A 17221-nucleotide genomic window follows, 5' to 3' on the forward strand; every position below is an offset into this window, starting at 1 on the left:
CTATTTACCAGTTGGTGAACGAACCGTCGTTTTTATGCAAACGCGGTGTTTCCCAGAATTTGAACGTAAGGTCTTGCAGCTCATCTTCGTTCACATCAATTCCCAAGCCATTTCCTTCAGGCAACTCCAACACGTTGTTCACCAGCTGAGGGCGCGCGCTGAAAATGCGATCATAATCGCTCATATCGCCATCATAAGGAGGCCATTCCAACCAAGCTAAATTAGGAATTGCTGCACAATAGTGAATGGATGCAGCAGTACAAATTGGACTCAATGGATTGTGCGGCATCATGTCGATATATTGCGTTTCGCACATAGCTGCAATTTTCATAGACTCGGTTAAGCCGCCTGCATTACAAATATCCACTCGCCCAAAGTCGGTAAGCCCAGCATCAACGTAAGGCGCGAAATCCCACTTACTTGCAAACTCTTCTCCAATCGCCAGCGGCACGTTGACACGCTGCCTTAAACCTTCATAGACCTTGGGCGACTCGGCTCGAATAGGCTCTTCAATAAAGTCGAGCGTGCCTGGGGGCATTCGCTCACATAAAGAAATTGTTTCTGGCACACTCAAACGGTGGTGGTAATCCACCCCGAGGACAATTTCAGGGCCCAAGGCTTCTCGAGCTTTCGTGAGCCAGTGAGCCGCCTCTGCAATGGATGCTCTTGGGTCAAACAAAGACGATTCTCCGGCAGTACCGTGTACACCCGTTGTTGCTCGCATGACAGTCCACCCTTGCTCTTTGAATGACACCAATTCATCGACCATCTCCTGACCGTACGGCAGAATAGAAGTCACAAATACAGGGACATGATTGCGTTGTTTGCCGCCAAGCAACTGATGAACCGGAACTCTCAACGCCTTTGCGCAAACGTCATGGAGGGCAATATCAATGGCTGATATAGCCGCAGACAATACTCTTCCGCCTTCAAAGTACTGGCTTCGATACATGTCTTGCCACAATGCACCAATATTAAAAGCTGACTTACCGATTAAAAATTGTTTGTAATGTTCAATCGCGCCCATGACTGCTTTTTCACGACCCGACAACCCCGACTCGCCCCAGCCATATAGACCTTCGTCGGTTTCTACTTTGACCAAGCAGACGTTTCGAAAGCCAAGCCAAAATGCATAGGCTTTGATGTTAGTAATTTTCATTTGCGAAACCTTCTAGTATCAGCGGGCTAGGTTTTTAGACCAATAGTCGCCGCCGTTTAAGATGTGTTGTACGAGCAGTTCTTTTGCACGCTCGCTTTCGTTTGACTTGAGCAAGTCGAGCAATTGCTGATGTTCATTTAACGCTTGCTCGTAACGGCGATGATGGATAGGGATGTTGCAGTGCATAGCCTGCAGTACAATTTTCTTGCTTTTCCATAACTGCACCGCAGATTCGTTGTAATGTCCTTTGTACATTTCCCAATGAAATTTGGTATCGAGTTCGCGAAACTCTGCAGGGTTCTCGTGAGAAATAGCCTTCATTTGCTCCATGATGGCTTCTAGGCATGCAATGTTTTTGGCGGTGTAAGAGTCGGTAAACCAATTTAGAAAATACGGTTCTAATAGCTGCAAAATTTCGAACACATCTCTCATAGTGCTGTATTCAAATTGTGCGACTCGAGCACCGCTATTCTTCTGGAACGTCACAAAACCTTCCCCCTCAAGTTGCTTAAGCGCCTCTCGAATAGGGTTCACACTGGTGTCATAGCGTTTCGCTAATGACGTTGTTACAAGGCGATCGCCACTGACCCAAATGCCATGAGCTATGTCAGACAAAATCTGATCGTATATGGTCTGATTAGCGCTCCAGCTTTTATCCTGACTCTCGGTTAGAGGATTCATCCCAAACCACCACATTGCACACAATTAAGATTAAGATTGCACACAATAGTCAATTGTTAAACATTAACGAATGGTTAATTTATATTTAAATGCAAAAATTAGGACTAGATCTCGAAAGCTCAAGAATGATCACAGTTACGAGCGAGAAAACATCTGAGAAGAAATAAAACTAGCGGGGCTGTCAAACTGACGTCTAACCTTGTGATACACGCGAAATAGCGGGTTATGTGAAACCGTTAAAACCAATCAGAACAAATTTTAGGAGTAAAAAGCGACATGGACTCAGTCACCCAAGCACAGCATGATATGAGAGATGCTTATTATGATGGGATCCCTGGCATCGTTACTTCAGGCACAACATGGTTGATTGCGGGCCTGGTCGCAATATTCAAGAGCCCGATGGCTGGAATGTTAACCTTGATATTTGCAGGCATGCTGATCTTTCCGATTTCAGTCATGTTGTGCAAGGCGCTTGGCCGACGCGGACAGCACAATAAGCAAAACCCGCTCGCGCCTTTGGCAATAGAAGGCACTATCTGGATGCTACTGTCAATTCCAATCGCAGTTGCAGCATCGCTCTATCAGGTCGAACTGTTTTTCCCCGCCATGTTATGCGTTATTGCAGGCCGCTACCTCACCTTTAACACCCTATATGGCAATCGCATGTATTATTTTTTCAGCATATTTTTGGCGGGTTGTGGAATGTCACTCGCAGTCATGGCATCGCCCGTTTATTTAGGTGCATTACTAGGTGGCGCAGTCGAGATAGCATTTGCCACTGCCATCTACGTTCAAGTGCAACGAGATGATGCGATTGCATAACACGTGGTATTTTTAGAATGACTCACTTTAACCGTGAATTTAGTGCTAGTGCTTACCACCTCCCAAAACGTTCAAAATATAAGCAAGTATAAGACGATGAAAGTACTGACGAGGGCTAATGTTGACGCCAAAGTTTTTGTACTTTTCATTGACTGAATTGAAGTGACCTGAAATTTTACGTGTTTTCTTCAGCTTCACGTTTTTGGTGCGTGAAAGTTTCAGTGAATCGGTAAATATTTGAGTTTCTTCATCCAGCGCTTTGTTGACGATATAGAGTATTAATTTTCGATCATCCATCGTCGACAAAATAGGATCTGTACAACGAAACTGCTCAATCAATACTTTCAATTCATCACTCATCGCCACGCTATAATATTCGGTCTGTATTCTGACCTGCTCAACAACATTATTTTGCATACTAATTTTACGACCCTCTCAATTCGAAAAAGTTTAACAGGATTAACAAATCAATCAAGCGTGTTAAATCAAAAAAACATGAAGAGCTCTGGAAACGAAAAGACCACAACAACCAACTGCTGTTCGATCCACTCTATTAGTTAGAGTATTTACTTTTCTCCTCTTGAAGAATTGTTTATTTCAGTGTGAACTAACCCCGCGCTAAAAACCCTAAGGGACACATAAAAATGAAAAAATTAATATTAGCAGCAACAGCAGGTTTAGTTTTATCAGGTTGTCAAATGACGCCTGAATCTGACTCAAACATTGCTGATGCAGACTTCGCAAACATGTCGTGCGAACAGATCAAACAAACCTTTAATGACTATAAAGATCAAATGGATAACGTAGATACAGGCGCAAGCTTATTATCTACTGTTGGTGTAGATGCAGGCACATCTGAAGCCAAACAACTCATGCGTGAAGGCTACACTCAAGCGAAGAAAGTTGCAGACCCTGTAATGAAAGCTAAGAGCTGTAAATTCTCAGTTTAATCGCTGAAAATTGAACAACATTCAAGCCCTATTGAATTAGGGCTTTTATTAATCCCCACCCCAAAAAATGACTGACTAGTCGAAAGTTAAATAAATTGATACTTACCATTAGTTAATTTATTTAGAAACATAATAAAAACCACCTCATTAACCACCCATTAACAATAATGAAACATTTAACGTAAATTAAATATTGATTACGATAAAAATATAACCAACAAAATGATTTAAATAATGTTTTTAAAATTATTTAAATCAACATTAACTTTATTCACCGTTAAAAAATCTTTACAGATTCAACCAGCACAGCCTTGGGAAACACGATTTAACAACACAGTTCCTACACCGATTGCTCACTACAATGGAAGCAACGAGCGGTTCCAAAAAAACGCCTCTGCATGACAGCACTGCCATCACTCCATTTCAATTTGATGACAGCATTTTCAATTAATTCATACCACTAGGTTGTTGTATCAACAGTTTTATTGGACGCCTCTGCTACACTTACATGCACCAAACTTATTATTCATTGCGTGCGCTTGGTTTTGAGCCCGTTCCACTGACGAAGATCGATTTATCGTACTTAAGTGGCTAACGCTCAATGCTCTACTGTTCATCGAAACGCTGAAACTATGGTTGATTCATGTCACTAGCTACCAAAATAAATCCTCCCGTATTCTATTCATCACTCATTATTTCACTTTCTATTGCGCTGACAGCCGCCCTCATGCCTGAGCGAAGTGGTGAAATGTTTAATGAAGTCCAATCTTGGCTTGTTACCAATGTCAGCTGGATTTATGTGTTATCGGTGGCCATATTTCTGATTTTTGTTGTGCTTATCATGTTCAGTCGGCTTGGTGATATTAAGCTAGGCCCAGACCATTCTGAGCCCGATTACACCAACACCTCTTGGTTTGCCATGTTGTTTTCCGCAGGGATGGGAATTGGGTTGATGTTTTTTGGTGTGGCTGAACCTGTCATGCACTATTTGTCACCGCCCGTTGATGACCCTGCTTCCATCGAGGCCGCTAAAGAAGCCATGCGCATTACCATGTTCCATTGGGGTCTTCACGCTTGGGGAATTTATGCCGTGGTCGCCTTGTCTTTAGCATACTTTTCATACCGCCATAAGCTGCCCTTGTTGCCCCGCTCTTCGCTATATCCGCTTATTGGCGACAAAATATATGGTCCCATTGGTCATGCGACTGACACCTTTGCGGTGGTCGGCACTATTTTTGGGGTGGCAACATCACTCGGTTTTGGCGTTCAGCAATTGAATGCAGGCCTCAACCACTTGTTCGATTTACCACAAACAGAGTGGATTCAATTAGCATTGATTGTGGTGGTGATCGCACTGGCGACCGTATCCGTGGTGCTGGGTTTAGACGGCGGGATTAAACGTCTATCAAATCTGAATATGTTTTTGGCATTATTACTCCTTGTAGCGGTGCTTCTATTTGGCCCTACCGAGCTGTTGCTTCAGTCTTACGTCCAAAACACTGGCACATACATGAGTGAATTGGTGAACAGTACATTCAACCTTTACGCCTACGACCGCAAAGACGATTGGATTGGCGGTTGGACCATGCTCTACTGGGGTTGGTGGGTGTCGTGGTCGCCCTTTGTGGGAATTTTCATTGCCCGAGTATCGCGTGGTCGCACTATTCGAGAATTCATCATTGGCGTGTTGTTTATTCCGTCTGGATTTACATTCCTCTGGATGACTGTCTTTGGCAATACGGCCATTCACATGATCGCGGGCGACACACTTAGCACCCTTGCAACGGCAGTGAATGAAGATGTGGCCACCGCTATTTTCATCTTTTTTGAGCAGTTACCGCTGTCGTCACTGATGTCCTTTATTGCTGTTTTGTTGATCACTACGTTTTTCATTACATCCGCTGACTCCGGCGCTTTGGTGATCGACACTTTGACCGCCGGCGGCGAGATTGACACGCCAGTGTGGCAGCGCATTTTCTGGACTTCGATGATTGGTTTTATTGCCGCGGCCTTGTTATTTGCAGGCGGCTTGTCGGCACTTCAAACGCTCACCATTGCTTCAGCCTTTCCATTTATGTTTGTGCTGCTGTGTTTTTGTTACGCACTATTTAAAGCATTACGCCACGATTTTATGCTGCAAACGAGTGTTCAAAACCACAATACGTCAGTTCAGTTTTCAAAGGCCAATATCTCCTGGAAAGAGCGTTTAGACTCGTTATTGGTTCACCCAATGAAACCTGAGGCCAATGATTTTATCGACGGCGTGGTGCGCCCCGCCCTGGCACAATTAGCCGAACAATTCTCCGCCAATGGCTTGAATGCTAAATTACTCGAAGACGAGGAACGTATTCGACTGACCATCTACAAAGAAGATGCTGAGAACTTCGCCTATGGCGTCCGGTTACGCCACTTTGCGTTGCCCAGTTATGCCGATGAAACACATAACGACTATTACCGTGCAGAAGTATTTTTACTGCAAGGTGGACAACAATACGACGTCTTTGGCTACACTGAAGAGCAAATTATCGCGGATGTCATTAGTCAATATGAGCGCCATTTACACTTCTTGTATTTAGCAAGTTCAGAAGTGCTAGAGCACGAATACGAAGTGTCTCAAAAACCCGAAAGTTAATGAAAAAGCCCACTGCGTGACTCGACTAAGTGGGCTTTATATCAGCCTCATCCAATGAATGTATTGTCCCCTTACCGTTCAATACGTCTGCCACTTAATCAGCCGCAATCCCCCTCAAGAATTCAACAATTGAAGTGCACACGCTGATAGAAACCCACCAACTCATAACCAACTGGCCAACATTTTGCATTCTACATGCTGTCGAATCGTCGATTTATAAAAACATATGTGGAGAGCAACATGACCCATAACTATTTGTCAGCTGCAGTGCTTGTTAGCGCATGCTTACTTGGTAGTGCCAATGCAGCAGATAAGATTCAAGTGAAAGCCGTTGTCGTGTCGATGTTTGAAAGCGGAGAATTAACCGGCGATCGCGCGGGTGAATATCAACTTTGGATTGAACGCGGCAACATTGATAAACCTCTCGATTTCCCGTTAGGACAGCATCCATTGCACATCAATGATGCAGGTGTATTAGCCATGTGCACAGGTGGCGGTGTCCCTAATGCCACGGCCTCAATCATGGCATTGGGAATGGACGATAGGTTTGATTTATCCAAAGCATATTGGCTCATTGCAGGGATTGGTGGGGGCGATCCGGAAGATGTATCACTGGGCACTGGCGTTTGGGCCAAACATGTTGTTGATGGTGACTTGTTATATGAAATAGATGGCCGCGAAATCCCAAAGGACTGGGACTATGGACTGATTCCATTGGGCGCGTATGAGCCCAATCAAGAGGCAACAGGCTGGACTGTGGACACGATTCATTTTGCGCTCAATGAACCGCTGGTCGACTGGGCCTACAACCTCACCAAAGATTATTCAGTCAAAGACACGCCCGCCATGAAAGAGTTTAGAGCCATGTACAACGGCTACCCCAATGCTCAGAAAAAACCGTTCGTTACCATTGGCGACACCATTGGGTCCAGCACATATTGGCACGGAGAGTTGTTGAATGATTGGGCCAATGACTGGATGAGACTTCATGCAGGTAAAGAATCCGCCTTCATGACCACCAACATGGAAGACAATGGCAGTTTAACCGCACTGCATCGCTTGGCGCGCACCGGTTTGATTGATCCAGACCGCATATTGGTGCTTCGCACCGTCAGCAACTACAGCATGCCTCCCAAAGGAAAGACTGCGGCATGGTCTACCACTGCCGACTATCCAGATGATGGATTGCCCGCTATTACTGCAGCATTTGAGATGGGGTCGATAGTTCTCGATGAAATCGTGACTCACTGGGATACACATCAAAAGACGATTCCAGGAGCGAACAAATGAGGCGACTCATTCCTTGGTTGTTGCTCGTCATGAGCGCGCCCACGCTTTGTGCGCCGGTTATTTTCGATAATGATATGGCAATCGATGACTGGGCAGCTTTGCTGTATTTGTTGCACCACCCCAACGCTGATATCAAAGCGATTACCGTTGCCAGTAGCGGTGAAAGCCGCTGCCAACCAGGTCTCTCCAATACCGCTTCATTGCTAGATTTAGTGCCTAATACAGCTTCGGACATTGCTTTTTCATGTGGTGATTCAGAGCCACTCGACGGCTACGCGGTGTTTCCAGAGCCTTGGCGAGTAGATTCCGACACACTTTCCGGTGTTCCTCTAAAACCAAGTTCTCGAACGCCATCGGCCATGCATGCAGCGGACTTAATCCACCACACCCTAATGCAGCAAACCGAGTCCACTGTACTTATCGCCACGGGACCGCTGACCAATATCGCTCAATGGATAGAGCGATATCCCGCCGACATTCACAAAGTTGAACGGTTGGTGATTATGGGAGGAAACCTTGATGTCAAAGGCAATATTATTGTGCCTGGCTTTACCGACGGGCACCCCAATACACAAGCTGAGTGGAATATATTTGTGGATCCCATGTCGGCTGATCTGGTGTTTGCCTCAGATTTAAACATTGAATTAGTCGGGCTCGACGTCACCAACTCTGTCCGTGTGACGTCTAAAGTCGCCGCCGATTTTAAGCGTCAAGTGAGTACTCCTGCGGCGCAATTTTGGGATGATGTGCTGGATAAAAACGACTGGTTTATTGAATCGGGAGAGTATTATTTTTGGGATACCTTAGCGGCATTAATTGCCATGTATCCAGAGCTTTGCCAAGGTGACTTCAAGCAACTCAAGGTTCGCTATGAACTCACTCAAGAGCCCTACTTAAATACATCTGACTTAACCATGAGCGGCACCCGATGGGATGGGAAACCTCGCCAACACCTCAACGCACAAAGCGCGGGCGTATTGGTTCCAGTGAAAACTGGATCCATGATCAAAGTATGTCGTACCACCGATGCAAACTATGTGTTTGAAAACTTCCGACAAACACTCAATGGTCAAACGCCTAAGTCACTAAGTCACTAAGTCACTAAGATTTGTGCACTCCCCAAAGGGCTGCTGCCTAAGCGGCAGCTCTTCTCACTTACATCCCGCCAGTTAACAACTACAATCAATCCATTCAAAGATAACATCGAACACGGCTCTACGACTGCCAAACTTGACTTTAGAACCTCAAATAAAACCGATAAAGGCATCGCGAATATGGAGTATTTAAACGGCTTATTAGCAACTTTCATTGCCCTTGGTCTGTCCGCATGCGGCACAACCGACAGCACCCTAGAAAGTGAGGGAAAAACGGCTGCATATATACAAGGATTTCATGACGGACGGCATAGTGGCCTCAAAGAAGAAGGGAATGATTTTGAACATTATATCCGCGACGAGCAGCGGTTTAGCGCTGACTCAGATTACAAGTTAGGATGGTTAGCCGGAGAATCCGAAGGAAAGTCTTTGCAAGATCAGGCCGCTACCATCGGCAATGCAATGGCAGGGGCGTATTCGCCCTCCAGTTCTAATACGACTTCCGATGCTGATAAAGTCGCACGCGACGTTCTCAAAAAAACAGACACATCAGGTTTGGGAAGTCTTGAAGAATAAACCCGCTCAGCCGTGGCGGGTTTATGCAAATTGCACTGAGCGGATTACTCAACTCGATATTTTTATACAGACGAAACCATCCCAGCACTTTGTAACATCTCGGATAATTGCCCGATAAACACACCGACTCCCTGTTGAGCCGCGGACTCTATAACCGTTTCCTCTAACTGGGCGGGATACTCAGGTAATGTTACGGCCTCTAATACTTGGCGCTGATAAGGTGTAAATGCCGCAGCATCCATGGCCATACCTGTTACTGAGCTATAAATTCGGGCATCAAGATTCGTCAGCACATCCATGCTGCATTGCCCAAAATTGCAGTAGCTGAACACTCCTAAGCCTTCAACATAGTCAGGTGAATTCCTAAAGGCAGGAGACTGCTTCGGGTACACCGTAATAATGTAATCTAATTGGTTTTCCTTAGCCAATTGCTCCAATTGTTGTGCAACCCCATCTTCAAATGCTATATCAGCAGACAAGTAAGTGAACAGATCTGAACGTTTGCTAACGAGCTTCGGTGGAGCAGATAAAGCCACGGTTTCATGCCCTGTCGTCGTCAGCAATTGAGCGACTTTGTCACTCACTAACCGTTGATAATTCGTACCTGTTGGCTTCGATTGGGAAAAGTTCTGAAATGCCGTGGTTCCTGTGTGGACATGCGTTGGAGCCTCATCAATCAAGACCAAAACTCCAAATTTTGCATTGTCATTAACGCCCGTAATAGGTGACGTGTGCATTGAGCTACAAGCTGACATGATGACAGCAAGTGCAGTGATCCATATGATTTTCATCCATCACCTCCAGTGATCTTAACCATCTATGAGTTACTTCGTGGGATGCCTCACGCACTTTACAGGTGCGCCCGCACAATTCCTGACTCAAAAGACAACTTTAAATAGTGCGAATGCTTCCGTATTTATCGTCAGACGCCGTGATGCCCCCCCCACACCCAATAGGCTGCAACCGTCGTACCAATGTGGCGATGTTGCATGTATTTAGAAAGTGACAATTCAGCTGAGCGGATCTTTTAAGCCTGTTATTGATGCGCACTTGCTAAACGCAAAGCGGCTTGTTGATGGTGGCGTAACAGTTGCACTAAATCGACATCAACTAAATCGCCATGTTTGACCTTCCATTGGCCTGCAACCATCACGTGATCTGCTTGAGACGCACCGCATAAAAGTAGCGCTGCGACTGCATCGCCATGCCCAGAAAAACGAGGTTCATCTACTTTGAATAAAGCCAAGTCAGCCGCTTTTCCCGCGCGTAAGTCACCAATATCAGGCCGTCGCAATAAACGAGCTCCGCCATGCGTAGCCATATAAAGCGCATCATGATGGGTAAAATTAGAAGCACCATAACGAAGTTTTCCTAACAACATGGCCTGACGCGCTTCTTGGATCAGGTTTGAACCGTCGTTTGATGCTGAACCGTCAACGCCTAGCCCTAACTTTGCGCCAGAATGGACGAGATCTTTTGTGGGGCAAATACCCGAAGCCAACACCATGTTCGATGACGGACAATGACAAATGCCAATCTTGGACTCGCCCAATCGGGCCACTTCTTCATTCGAAAAATGAATTCCATGAGCCAACCATACGTTCTCGTGCAACCAACCCACGTCATCTAAGTAATCTAATGGCCGCATGCCAAATTGCTGTAAGCAAAATTTATTTTCGTCTTCTGTTTCAGCTAAATGGGTATGCATCAATACATCATGTTGCTTGGCCAGTTTGGCAGTTTGCCGCATGAGTTCCGGCGTAACCGAAAATGGCGAGCATGGTGCGAGGGCTATTTGGCATAGACTCCCTTCATTGGGATTGTGATAACGCCGAATTAACCGTTCACTTTCTTGCAAGATAGTGGCATCAGCCTGCACCACCCCATCGGGAGGTAAACCGCCTGCCGACTGTCCTAAACTCATGGAGCCTCGCGTCAACACCACTCTCGCGCCTATTTGCTGAGCTGCATCAACTTGTATGTCAGTTGCATTTTCAAGTGTTTGGCTAAAGACATAATGATGGTCAACAGCTGTCGTACAGCCCGACATCAATAGTTCGACCAAGGCTAATTGTGTCGATTGATAAATAGCATCTTCATCTAAATTCGCCCAAATTGGATAAAGCGTTTTCAACCACGGAAACAAATCCTTGTTGAGTGCCGCAGGTACAGCCCGAGTTAAAGTTTGATAAAAGTGATGATGGCAATTAATCAACCCAGGCATGAGTACATGAGCCGATGCATCGATACTTTGATGACAACGCTCAAAAGGCTCTGAACCAGCGGGAACTAATTCAACAATGTTCTGGCCCTGAACCACAATGCCGTTAGTGGCATCAAGATCATTGCCGGTCCAGCACGACAGTGGATTACGAATCCAAATCCGGGGGTGTTCCGCTTCAATAGTACTCATTGCTGCCCCCCACTGACTTGACGAGGCGGCTCTAAGCCGCAACCACGTAAAATGACGCCACTTAAAAAGTCGGCAATCTCATCAATCATCTCTTGCTCATACTCGCCACAGTTCATGATAGTGAGCACTTGCACATCAAAGTCAGCATAATGTTGGGTGGACGACCAAATGAGAAAAATCAAATGTACAGGGTCAACCTTGCTCATTTTTCCCTGTTCAATCCATGCATTTATCACTCGCGTTTTATCCCTCACCCACTGACGCATATCCGTTCGCAAATATTCTTTGAGATGCGGTGCGCCTTGAATAATTTCCATAGCAAATAGCTTGGATGCCCTTGGATGAGAGTAAGACATTTCTACTTTTTTTCGGATAAACAAATCCAATACTTCAGCCGGATCGTCGTCTTCGCTCATTGAATTTAGAAAGTCATTCCACAATCGAACGAGATCATCGAGCACAGCAACATACAAATTGGATTTGCTCTTAAAGTAATAATGTATGTTTGCTTTAGGCACCCCTCCGCGATTGGCTATCGCCTGAATACTGGTTCCTTTGTAGCCGTGCTGTACGAATTCCTCAGCGGCTGCAGCCACGATATTGCTGAGGTTACGGTCTCTGATTTTTCCCGCTTTGTACGTTCCCGTTGGCGTTTCTGACGGGTCAAAATCATTGTCTGCTTGTAATCGAGTTGGAGACATACATTCACCCATCCTTGTTTATTGAGGGATTTGCCCTTCGACTCCCTTTACATACCAACCAAATTTCAATAGCTCTGAATCAGTCAAAGAAGCGCCTTTTGCAACCTTCACTTCGCCTTTTTGGTTCATCACTGGCCCCTGAAATACAGAACGCTCACCCGCAATAATTTGCGCCTTGTGTTGTTCTACTTTTGCCACCACATCCGCCGGTACACGGGGGTGAATAGGTGAGATTCCATTGGCACCTTGTTTCAAACCATCCCAAACTGATGTTGGCTTCCAAGAGCCATCCAATACCGCCTTAATTTTGGTGCGGTAAATTGAATCCCAATGCTGCATTGCAGAGGTTAGATGGGAGTTGGGGCCATACGCACTCATATCGGAATTGAACCCTGTGGCATATTTACCGTTCGCTTCCGCTGCCTGAATTACAGCTGGCGAGTCAGTATGCATGGCTAAAACATCTGCACCTTGGAGCATTAAGCTCTCAGCCGCTTCACGTTCGCGTGCTGGATCATGCCATGTGTTCACCCAAATCACTTTCATCGTAATATCCGGATTCATCTGCTGAGCACCTAACATGTAGGCATTTATCCCGCGCACAACTTCAGGAATTGGAAATGCTCCCACATACCCCAGTACATTAGTTTGAGACATTGCACCGGCCACCATTCCGGCCAAATACCGAGCCTCATAATCTCGCGTCATATAGTTGCCCACATTCTTAGCTTTTTTATAGCCGGTCGCATGTTCAAAGGTAACTTTAGGAAAGCGCTTGGCTGCTTTTAAGGTTGGATTCATGTAACCAAACGAGGTGGTAAAAATTAAATCGTAGCCGGACTGTGCCATTTTTCGGATCACCCGTTCGGCATCCGCCCCTTCTGCAACGGATTCAACAAACGACGTGTCAATCTTGTCGCCAAATTCTTCTGCAACTTGGAGTCGTCCTTTTTCATGCATATATGTCCATCCTGCATCTCCAATCGGACTAACATACACAAAACCAACTTTAAGAGGCTCTGCCGCTAAAGCTCCAGCAAACACCAGCGCAGCCAACCCTATTACACTCTTTAATTTGCTTAACTTCATTGTGATTCCCTCATTCTTATGTTGCCGTTATGGCCAAATTCTTATGTGTGACATGTTATCAAATCGCCCATTTCCCTTTAGCGGCTTGATGAGAATGGTTGTCCTAATGATCGCGGCGCATCGCTTTGTCCATGCTTTCGTTGCATCATCACTAACACAACAATGGTCACCACGTAGGGCAACATGGCCAATAGGTTTGGACTAATGGAATAGCCAGAACCTTGTAGCAATAAGTGCAAAATACTGGCAAAGCCAAACAGCCACGCCCCCAACAAAACACGCGTTATACGCCAACTTGCAAACACCACCAGCGCCAAGGCTATCCACCCTCGCCCTGCAGCAATCCCTTCGGACCACATCGGGGTATACGCCAACGACAAATAAGCGCCCGCCAATCCGGCCATTGCTCCGCCAAACAGCACCGCAACATATCTAATTTTTAATACGGGGTAGCCTAATGCATGGGACGCTTCTGGGTTCTCACCCACCGAACGGATGATCAACCCAAGACGTGTGCCTCTCATCACCCACCACAACAATCCAAACAAACCAAACGCCAAGTACACCAATACATCTTGCGCAAATAGAGCTTTGCCAATGAGTGGAATAGAACTCAGCAACGGCAGTTCAACCGGCGCTAATCCAATCATGGAATACCCCACATAGTCAGCACCTATAAAAGCACTCAAACCGGTTCCGAAAATGGTTAATGCAAGGCCTGTAGCAACTTGATTGGCCATCAAATTTAACGCGACAAACGCAAATAATACCGACACCAACATTCCAGCAAATGCGCCTGCCAATACACCCAACCCCATATGAGACGTAACATAAGACGCCATAAACGCCACTGCCGCGCCCATCAAAACCATGCCTTCCTGCCCTAAATTCAATACTCCAGCACGTTCCGACATCATGGCTCCCAAGGCGACCAACAATAGCGGTGTAGCAGTTCTGACTGTGGCGAACAAAACGTTTTCGATCAGTGTGATATCCATTATTCAGCCACCTTTGTAGATGTTGGCGTATGCATCGTTGGTGAAGTGCTCCAACGGTCGAAGACCACTCGATAATGAATGAATAAATCGCAGGCCAAGAGGAAAAACAGCAGCATGCCTTGGAACAAACCAATAATTGATTTGGGCATGCCTTGTTCAATTTGAACCATTTCTCCGCCTACATAGGTCAGCCCCAATAAGATACTGGCAAGTAGAATTCCCAGCGGATGCATGCGTCCCATAAACACCACAATGATCGCTGCGTAACCGTACCCAAGATTCAGTGTTGGAATCAGCTGCCCTACGGGACCATTGATTTCAGACACCGCTGCGATACCTGCCATTGCTCCACTAAAGAGCAACAACAACCAAATCAAACGGTGTTGATTAAATCCAGCAAACTTTGCTGCGGAGGCACTCTCACCCAAGACTCGAATTTGAAATCCAAAAAGTGTTTTACTCAATAAAAACCAAACCACAGCCAGCATGAACAGCGCAATAAAAATGGCAGCCGTCACCCGATAATCTTCAGATAACAATGGCAATAAAGTGTGTTCTGAAAATAAGGCAGACTCAGGAAAGTTATATCCATCAGGGTCCTTGAGTGGACCATGCACACCCCATAGCAATAAATTCAGGGCAACATAATTGAGCATAATGGTGGTTAAAATTTCATTGGCACCAAATTTAGTTTTAAGCACAGCGGTCACGCCCGCCCAGGCCATACCGGCCAATGCTCCACTGAGAAGAATCACAGGTATGACCCAAAAGCCCTCAACGTCAGCTAGCTCAAGCGTCACCATTCCTGCCATTAAAGCCGCAAACAAAAACTGCCCTTCAGCACCAATATTCCAAACTTGCCCTTTAAAGCACAGCGTTAAACCAATGGCGCAAAGTAATAATGGAGTTACCTTGACCAACAACTCCGTTAAGCCATACATATCGCTCACGGGGTTAATAAAATAGTTATAGAGACTTTCGCCCGGAGGATGACCCAATAATTGAAACAATGCGGCACCGGCCAGCAAGGTTAAAACCACCGCCAACACAGGCGACAAATAGATCATGTGTTTAGATGATTGAACTCGTTTCTCAATACGCATGTTGGTTCTCCTGATGTTCAAAAGAACCTGCCATCCATTGGCCTAGTTGCTCCAGTGATACTTTTGATTTGTTTTCTAAAGGAGATAGTCGGCCGGCACACAAAGCACCGAGCCTATCTGACAATAAAAATAATTCGTCGAGATCTTCACTCAGCACCAAAATTGCAGCCCCCTGATCACGTAAAGCGATGAGCTGCTGATGAATCAAATTTGCCGCTCCAACATCAACTCCCCAAGTTGGATGAAAGCACACTAAAATATTGGGCGACTGTTCAACTTCTCGGCCAATAATAAACTTTTGTAAGTTGCCTCCAGACAAACTACTTGCAATATCATCAGGGCCAATGGCTTTCACTGCATAGCGTTTGATAATGTCTTGAGCACGCTGTTTGACAAATTTCCAGTCAATCAATCCCCCGCGAACTCCGTGATTCACGCAGCCGGTCAGTAAGTTGTTTTCGCTTAAGTTCATGGTCGCAACCGATCCACGAGCGATGCGGTCAGCTGGCACCACTGCCAAGCCCATTCGACGCCGAGCTTGGACAGACGTATTGCCGATTTCACCCAATGGCACTCTTATATCGCCACTTGTGGGTGTGAGTTCGCCATTAATAAGATCGACAAGCTCGTCTTGACCATTTCCGGCAACGCCAGCTAAGCCCACAATTTCACCGGCATTTAAAGTTAAATTGATATCACGTAAATGAATCGAGAAAGTGTCCGACGGTTCAACCTCTACTCCCTTTAAAGCGAGCGCCATTTCTCCGCGTTTACCAGCAGCAAAGTCATGCTTCAATTCCAGCTCGTCACCTAACATCAACTTCGCCATGTCCGAAGGCGAAGAGTTTCGAGGTACGCAGCTACCGGTGACTTTACCTGCCCGCAGAACAGTCGCGCGGTCACACAGTGCATTCACTTCATGCAATTTGTGTGAAATAAACAAAATACTGCAACCTTTAGAGGCAAGCTGTTTGAGCACTACGATCAGGTGCTCGGCTTCAGCGGGCGTCAGCACTGCGGTGGGTTCATCCAGAATTAAGAGTTGAATGTCTTGTAACAAACACCGAATAATCTCAACTCGTTGCTGCTCTCCCACCGATAAAGTCGCCACGCACCGGTCTGGGTTTACATCAAGACCGTACTCGATTCCAACATCGATAATACGCTGGCGCAATGACGCCATATCCCCCACGTCTTGGGGATCCAGATACAGCGCAATGTTCTCCACTACGGTAAGGGTCTCGAACAATGAAAAGTGCTGAAATACCATCCCCATGCCTAACTTACGTGCATGTGCAGGGCCTTCGATAACGACTTCTCGATTATTCCACAGCATTTGTCCGCTATCGGGTTTGACGACGCCGTAGATCATTTTCATTAATGTACTTTTACCCGCTCCATTCTCTCCAAGAATGGCGTGAACCTCACCTGGAGCAACCTTCAAGCTCACCGAATCGTTCGCGATACAACCCGGGTAAGATTTGCTCACTGCTATTAGCTCTAACCGCATACTTAATCCACCACAAGCCTGACTCATTAGACAGAAGTTATCTGCATTTGAAGAGTTAAAAGGCAATATGCATGCCAGATAAAGACCGAAAACCACAATAAGCTAAACTTTATAAAATACTGTCTAGTTGGCCAGCCTTTTGCTTTGTAGATATCAGATAAGCATAAAAATCGGCCTACCACATCAGTGTTTATGGCCCGTTG

At 45.9% G+C, this 17221-nt stretch carries 16 protein-coding genes; 6 read left to right on the forward strand and 10 right to left on the reverse strand.

The window, feature by feature from the left end:
* Positions 1-4: 4 nt before the first annotated feature.
* Together NAF29_RS11025 and NAF29_RS11030 are read right to left on the reverse strand one after the other, a co-directional pair.
* The gene (locus NAF29_RS11025; RefSeq protein WP_251261618.1) at positions 5-1159 is read right to left on the reverse strand and encodes a mandelate racemase/muconate lactonizing enzyme family protein; all 1155 of its coding nucleotides are present in this window, start codon (positions 1157-1159) and stop codon (positions 5-7) included.
* An 18-nt stretch (positions 1160-1177) separates the two neighbouring features.
* Positions 1178-1840 carry a GntR family transcriptional regulator gene (locus NAF29_RS11030; protein ID WP_251261619.1) on the reverse strand — a complete coding sequence of 221 codons (663 nt, stop codon included), beginning with the start codon at positions 1838-1840 and terminating at the stop codon, positions 1178-1180.
* 276 nt (positions 1841-2116) lie between these two features.
* Between NAF29_RS11030 and NAF29_RS11035 the strand changes: the two genes are divergently transcribed.
* Positions 2117-2662, forward strand: a complete 546-nt coding sequence (locus NAF29_RS11035; protein ID WP_251261620.1) for a DUF7010 family protein — start codon at positions 2117-2119, stop codon at positions 2660-2662.
* Positions 2663-2707: 45 nt separating this feature from the next.
* On the opposite strand, the gene NAF29_RS11040 is transcribed toward NAF29_RS11035, so the two are convergent.
* On the reverse strand, positions 2708-3079 hold the full coding sequence (locus tag NAF29_RS11040) for a hypothetical protein (protein WP_251261621.1): 372 nt from the start codon (positions 3077-3079) through the stop codon (positions 2708-2710).
* A gap of 227 nt (positions 3080-3306) precedes the next feature.
* On the opposite strand from NAF29_RS11040, the gene NAF29_RS11045 reads away from it, so the two are divergent.
* From NAF29_RS11045 to NAF29_RS11065, 5 genes are all read left to right on the forward strand, one after another.
* Positions 3307-3612, forward strand: a complete 306-nt coding sequence (locus tag NAF29_RS11045) for a lipoprotein (RefSeq protein ID WP_251261622.1) — start codon at positions 3307-3309, stop codon at positions 3610-3612.
* Positions 3613-4255: 643 nt separating this feature from the next.
* Positions 4256-6244: a BCCT family transporter gene (locus tag NAF29_RS11050; RefSeq protein ID WP_251261623.1), complete on the forward strand. Its 1989-nt coding sequence runs from the start codon at positions 4256-4258 to the stop codon at positions 6242-6244.
* A 240-nt stretch (positions 6245-6484) separates the two neighbouring features.
* Positions 6485-7534 carry a purine-nucleoside phosphorylase gene (locus NAF29_RS11055; protein WP_251261624.1) on the forward strand — a complete coding sequence of 350 codons (1050 nt, stop codon included), beginning with the start codon at positions 6485-6487 and terminating at the stop codon, positions 7532-7534.
* Positions 7531-8631: a nucleoside hydrolase gene (locus NAF29_RS11060; protein WP_251261625.1), complete on the forward strand. Its 1101-nt coding sequence runs from the start codon at positions 7531-7533 to the stop codon at positions 8629-8631. The genes NAF29_RS11055 and NAF29_RS11060 overlap by 4 nt, the downstream gene beginning before the upstream one ends.
* Positions 8632-8808: 177 nt before the next feature.
* On the forward strand, positions 8809-9204 hold the full coding sequence (locus tag NAF29_RS11065) for a hypothetical protein (RefSeq protein ID WP_251261626.1): 396 nt from the start codon (positions 8809-8811) through the stop codon (positions 9202-9204).
* A 62-nt stretch (positions 9205-9266) separates the two neighbouring features.
* On the opposite strand, the gene NAF29_RS11070 is transcribed toward NAF29_RS11065, so the two are convergent.
* From NAF29_RS11070 to NAF29_RS11100, 7 genes are all read right to left on the reverse strand, one after another.
* Positions 9267-9995, reverse strand: a complete 729-nt coding sequence (locus NAF29_RS11070) for a hypothetical protein (protein WP_251261627.1) — start codon at positions 9993-9995, stop codon at positions 9267-9269.
* Positions 9996-10240: 245 nt separating this feature from the next.
* The gene (locus NAF29_RS11075; RefSeq protein WP_251261628.1) at positions 10241-11617 is read right to left on the reverse strand and encodes an 8-oxoguanine deaminase; all 1377 of its coding nucleotides are present in this window, start codon (positions 11615-11617) and stop codon (positions 10241-10243) included.
* Positions 11614-12318, reverse strand: coding sequence for a TetR/AcrR family transcriptional regulator (locus NAF29_RS11080; protein WP_251261629.1), 705 nt, complete (start codon positions 12316-12318; stop codon positions 11614-11616). Before NAF29_RS11080 ends, NAF29_RS11075 begins: the two co-directional genes overlap by 4 nt.
* A gap of 18 nt (positions 12319-12336) precedes the next feature.
* On the reverse strand, positions 12337-13407 hold the full coding sequence (locus NAF29_RS11085; RefSeq protein ID WP_251261630.1) for a BMP family ABC transporter substrate-binding protein: 1071 nt from the start codon (positions 13405-13407) through the stop codon (positions 12337-12339).
* Between the two features lie 77 nt (positions 13408-13484).
* A complete protein-coding gene (locus tag NAF29_RS11090; RefSeq protein ID WP_251261631.1) occupies positions 13485-14405 on the reverse strand; it encodes an ABC transporter permease in 921 nt (306 codons plus the stop codon).
* Positions 14405-15508, reverse strand: coding sequence for an ABC transporter permease (locus NAF29_RS11095; RefSeq protein WP_251261632.1), 1104 nt, complete (start codon positions 15506-15508; stop codon positions 14405-14407). The genes NAF29_RS11090 and NAF29_RS11095 overlap by 1 nt, the downstream gene beginning before the upstream one ends.
* A complete protein-coding gene (locus tag NAF29_RS11100; RefSeq protein WP_251261633.1) occupies positions 15498-16997 on the reverse strand; it encodes an ABC transporter ATP-binding protein in 1500 nt (499 codons plus the stop codon). The genes NAF29_RS11095 and NAF29_RS11100 overlap by 11 nt, the downstream gene beginning before the upstream one ends.
* Between the last annotated feature and the right edge of the window lie 224 nt (positions 16998-17221).

The sequence above is a fragment of the Echinimonas agarilytica genome (genome assembly GCF_023703465.1).
GTDB lineage: Bacteria > Pseudomonadota > Gammaproteobacteria > Enterobacterales > Neiellaceae > Echinimonas > Echinimonas agarilytica.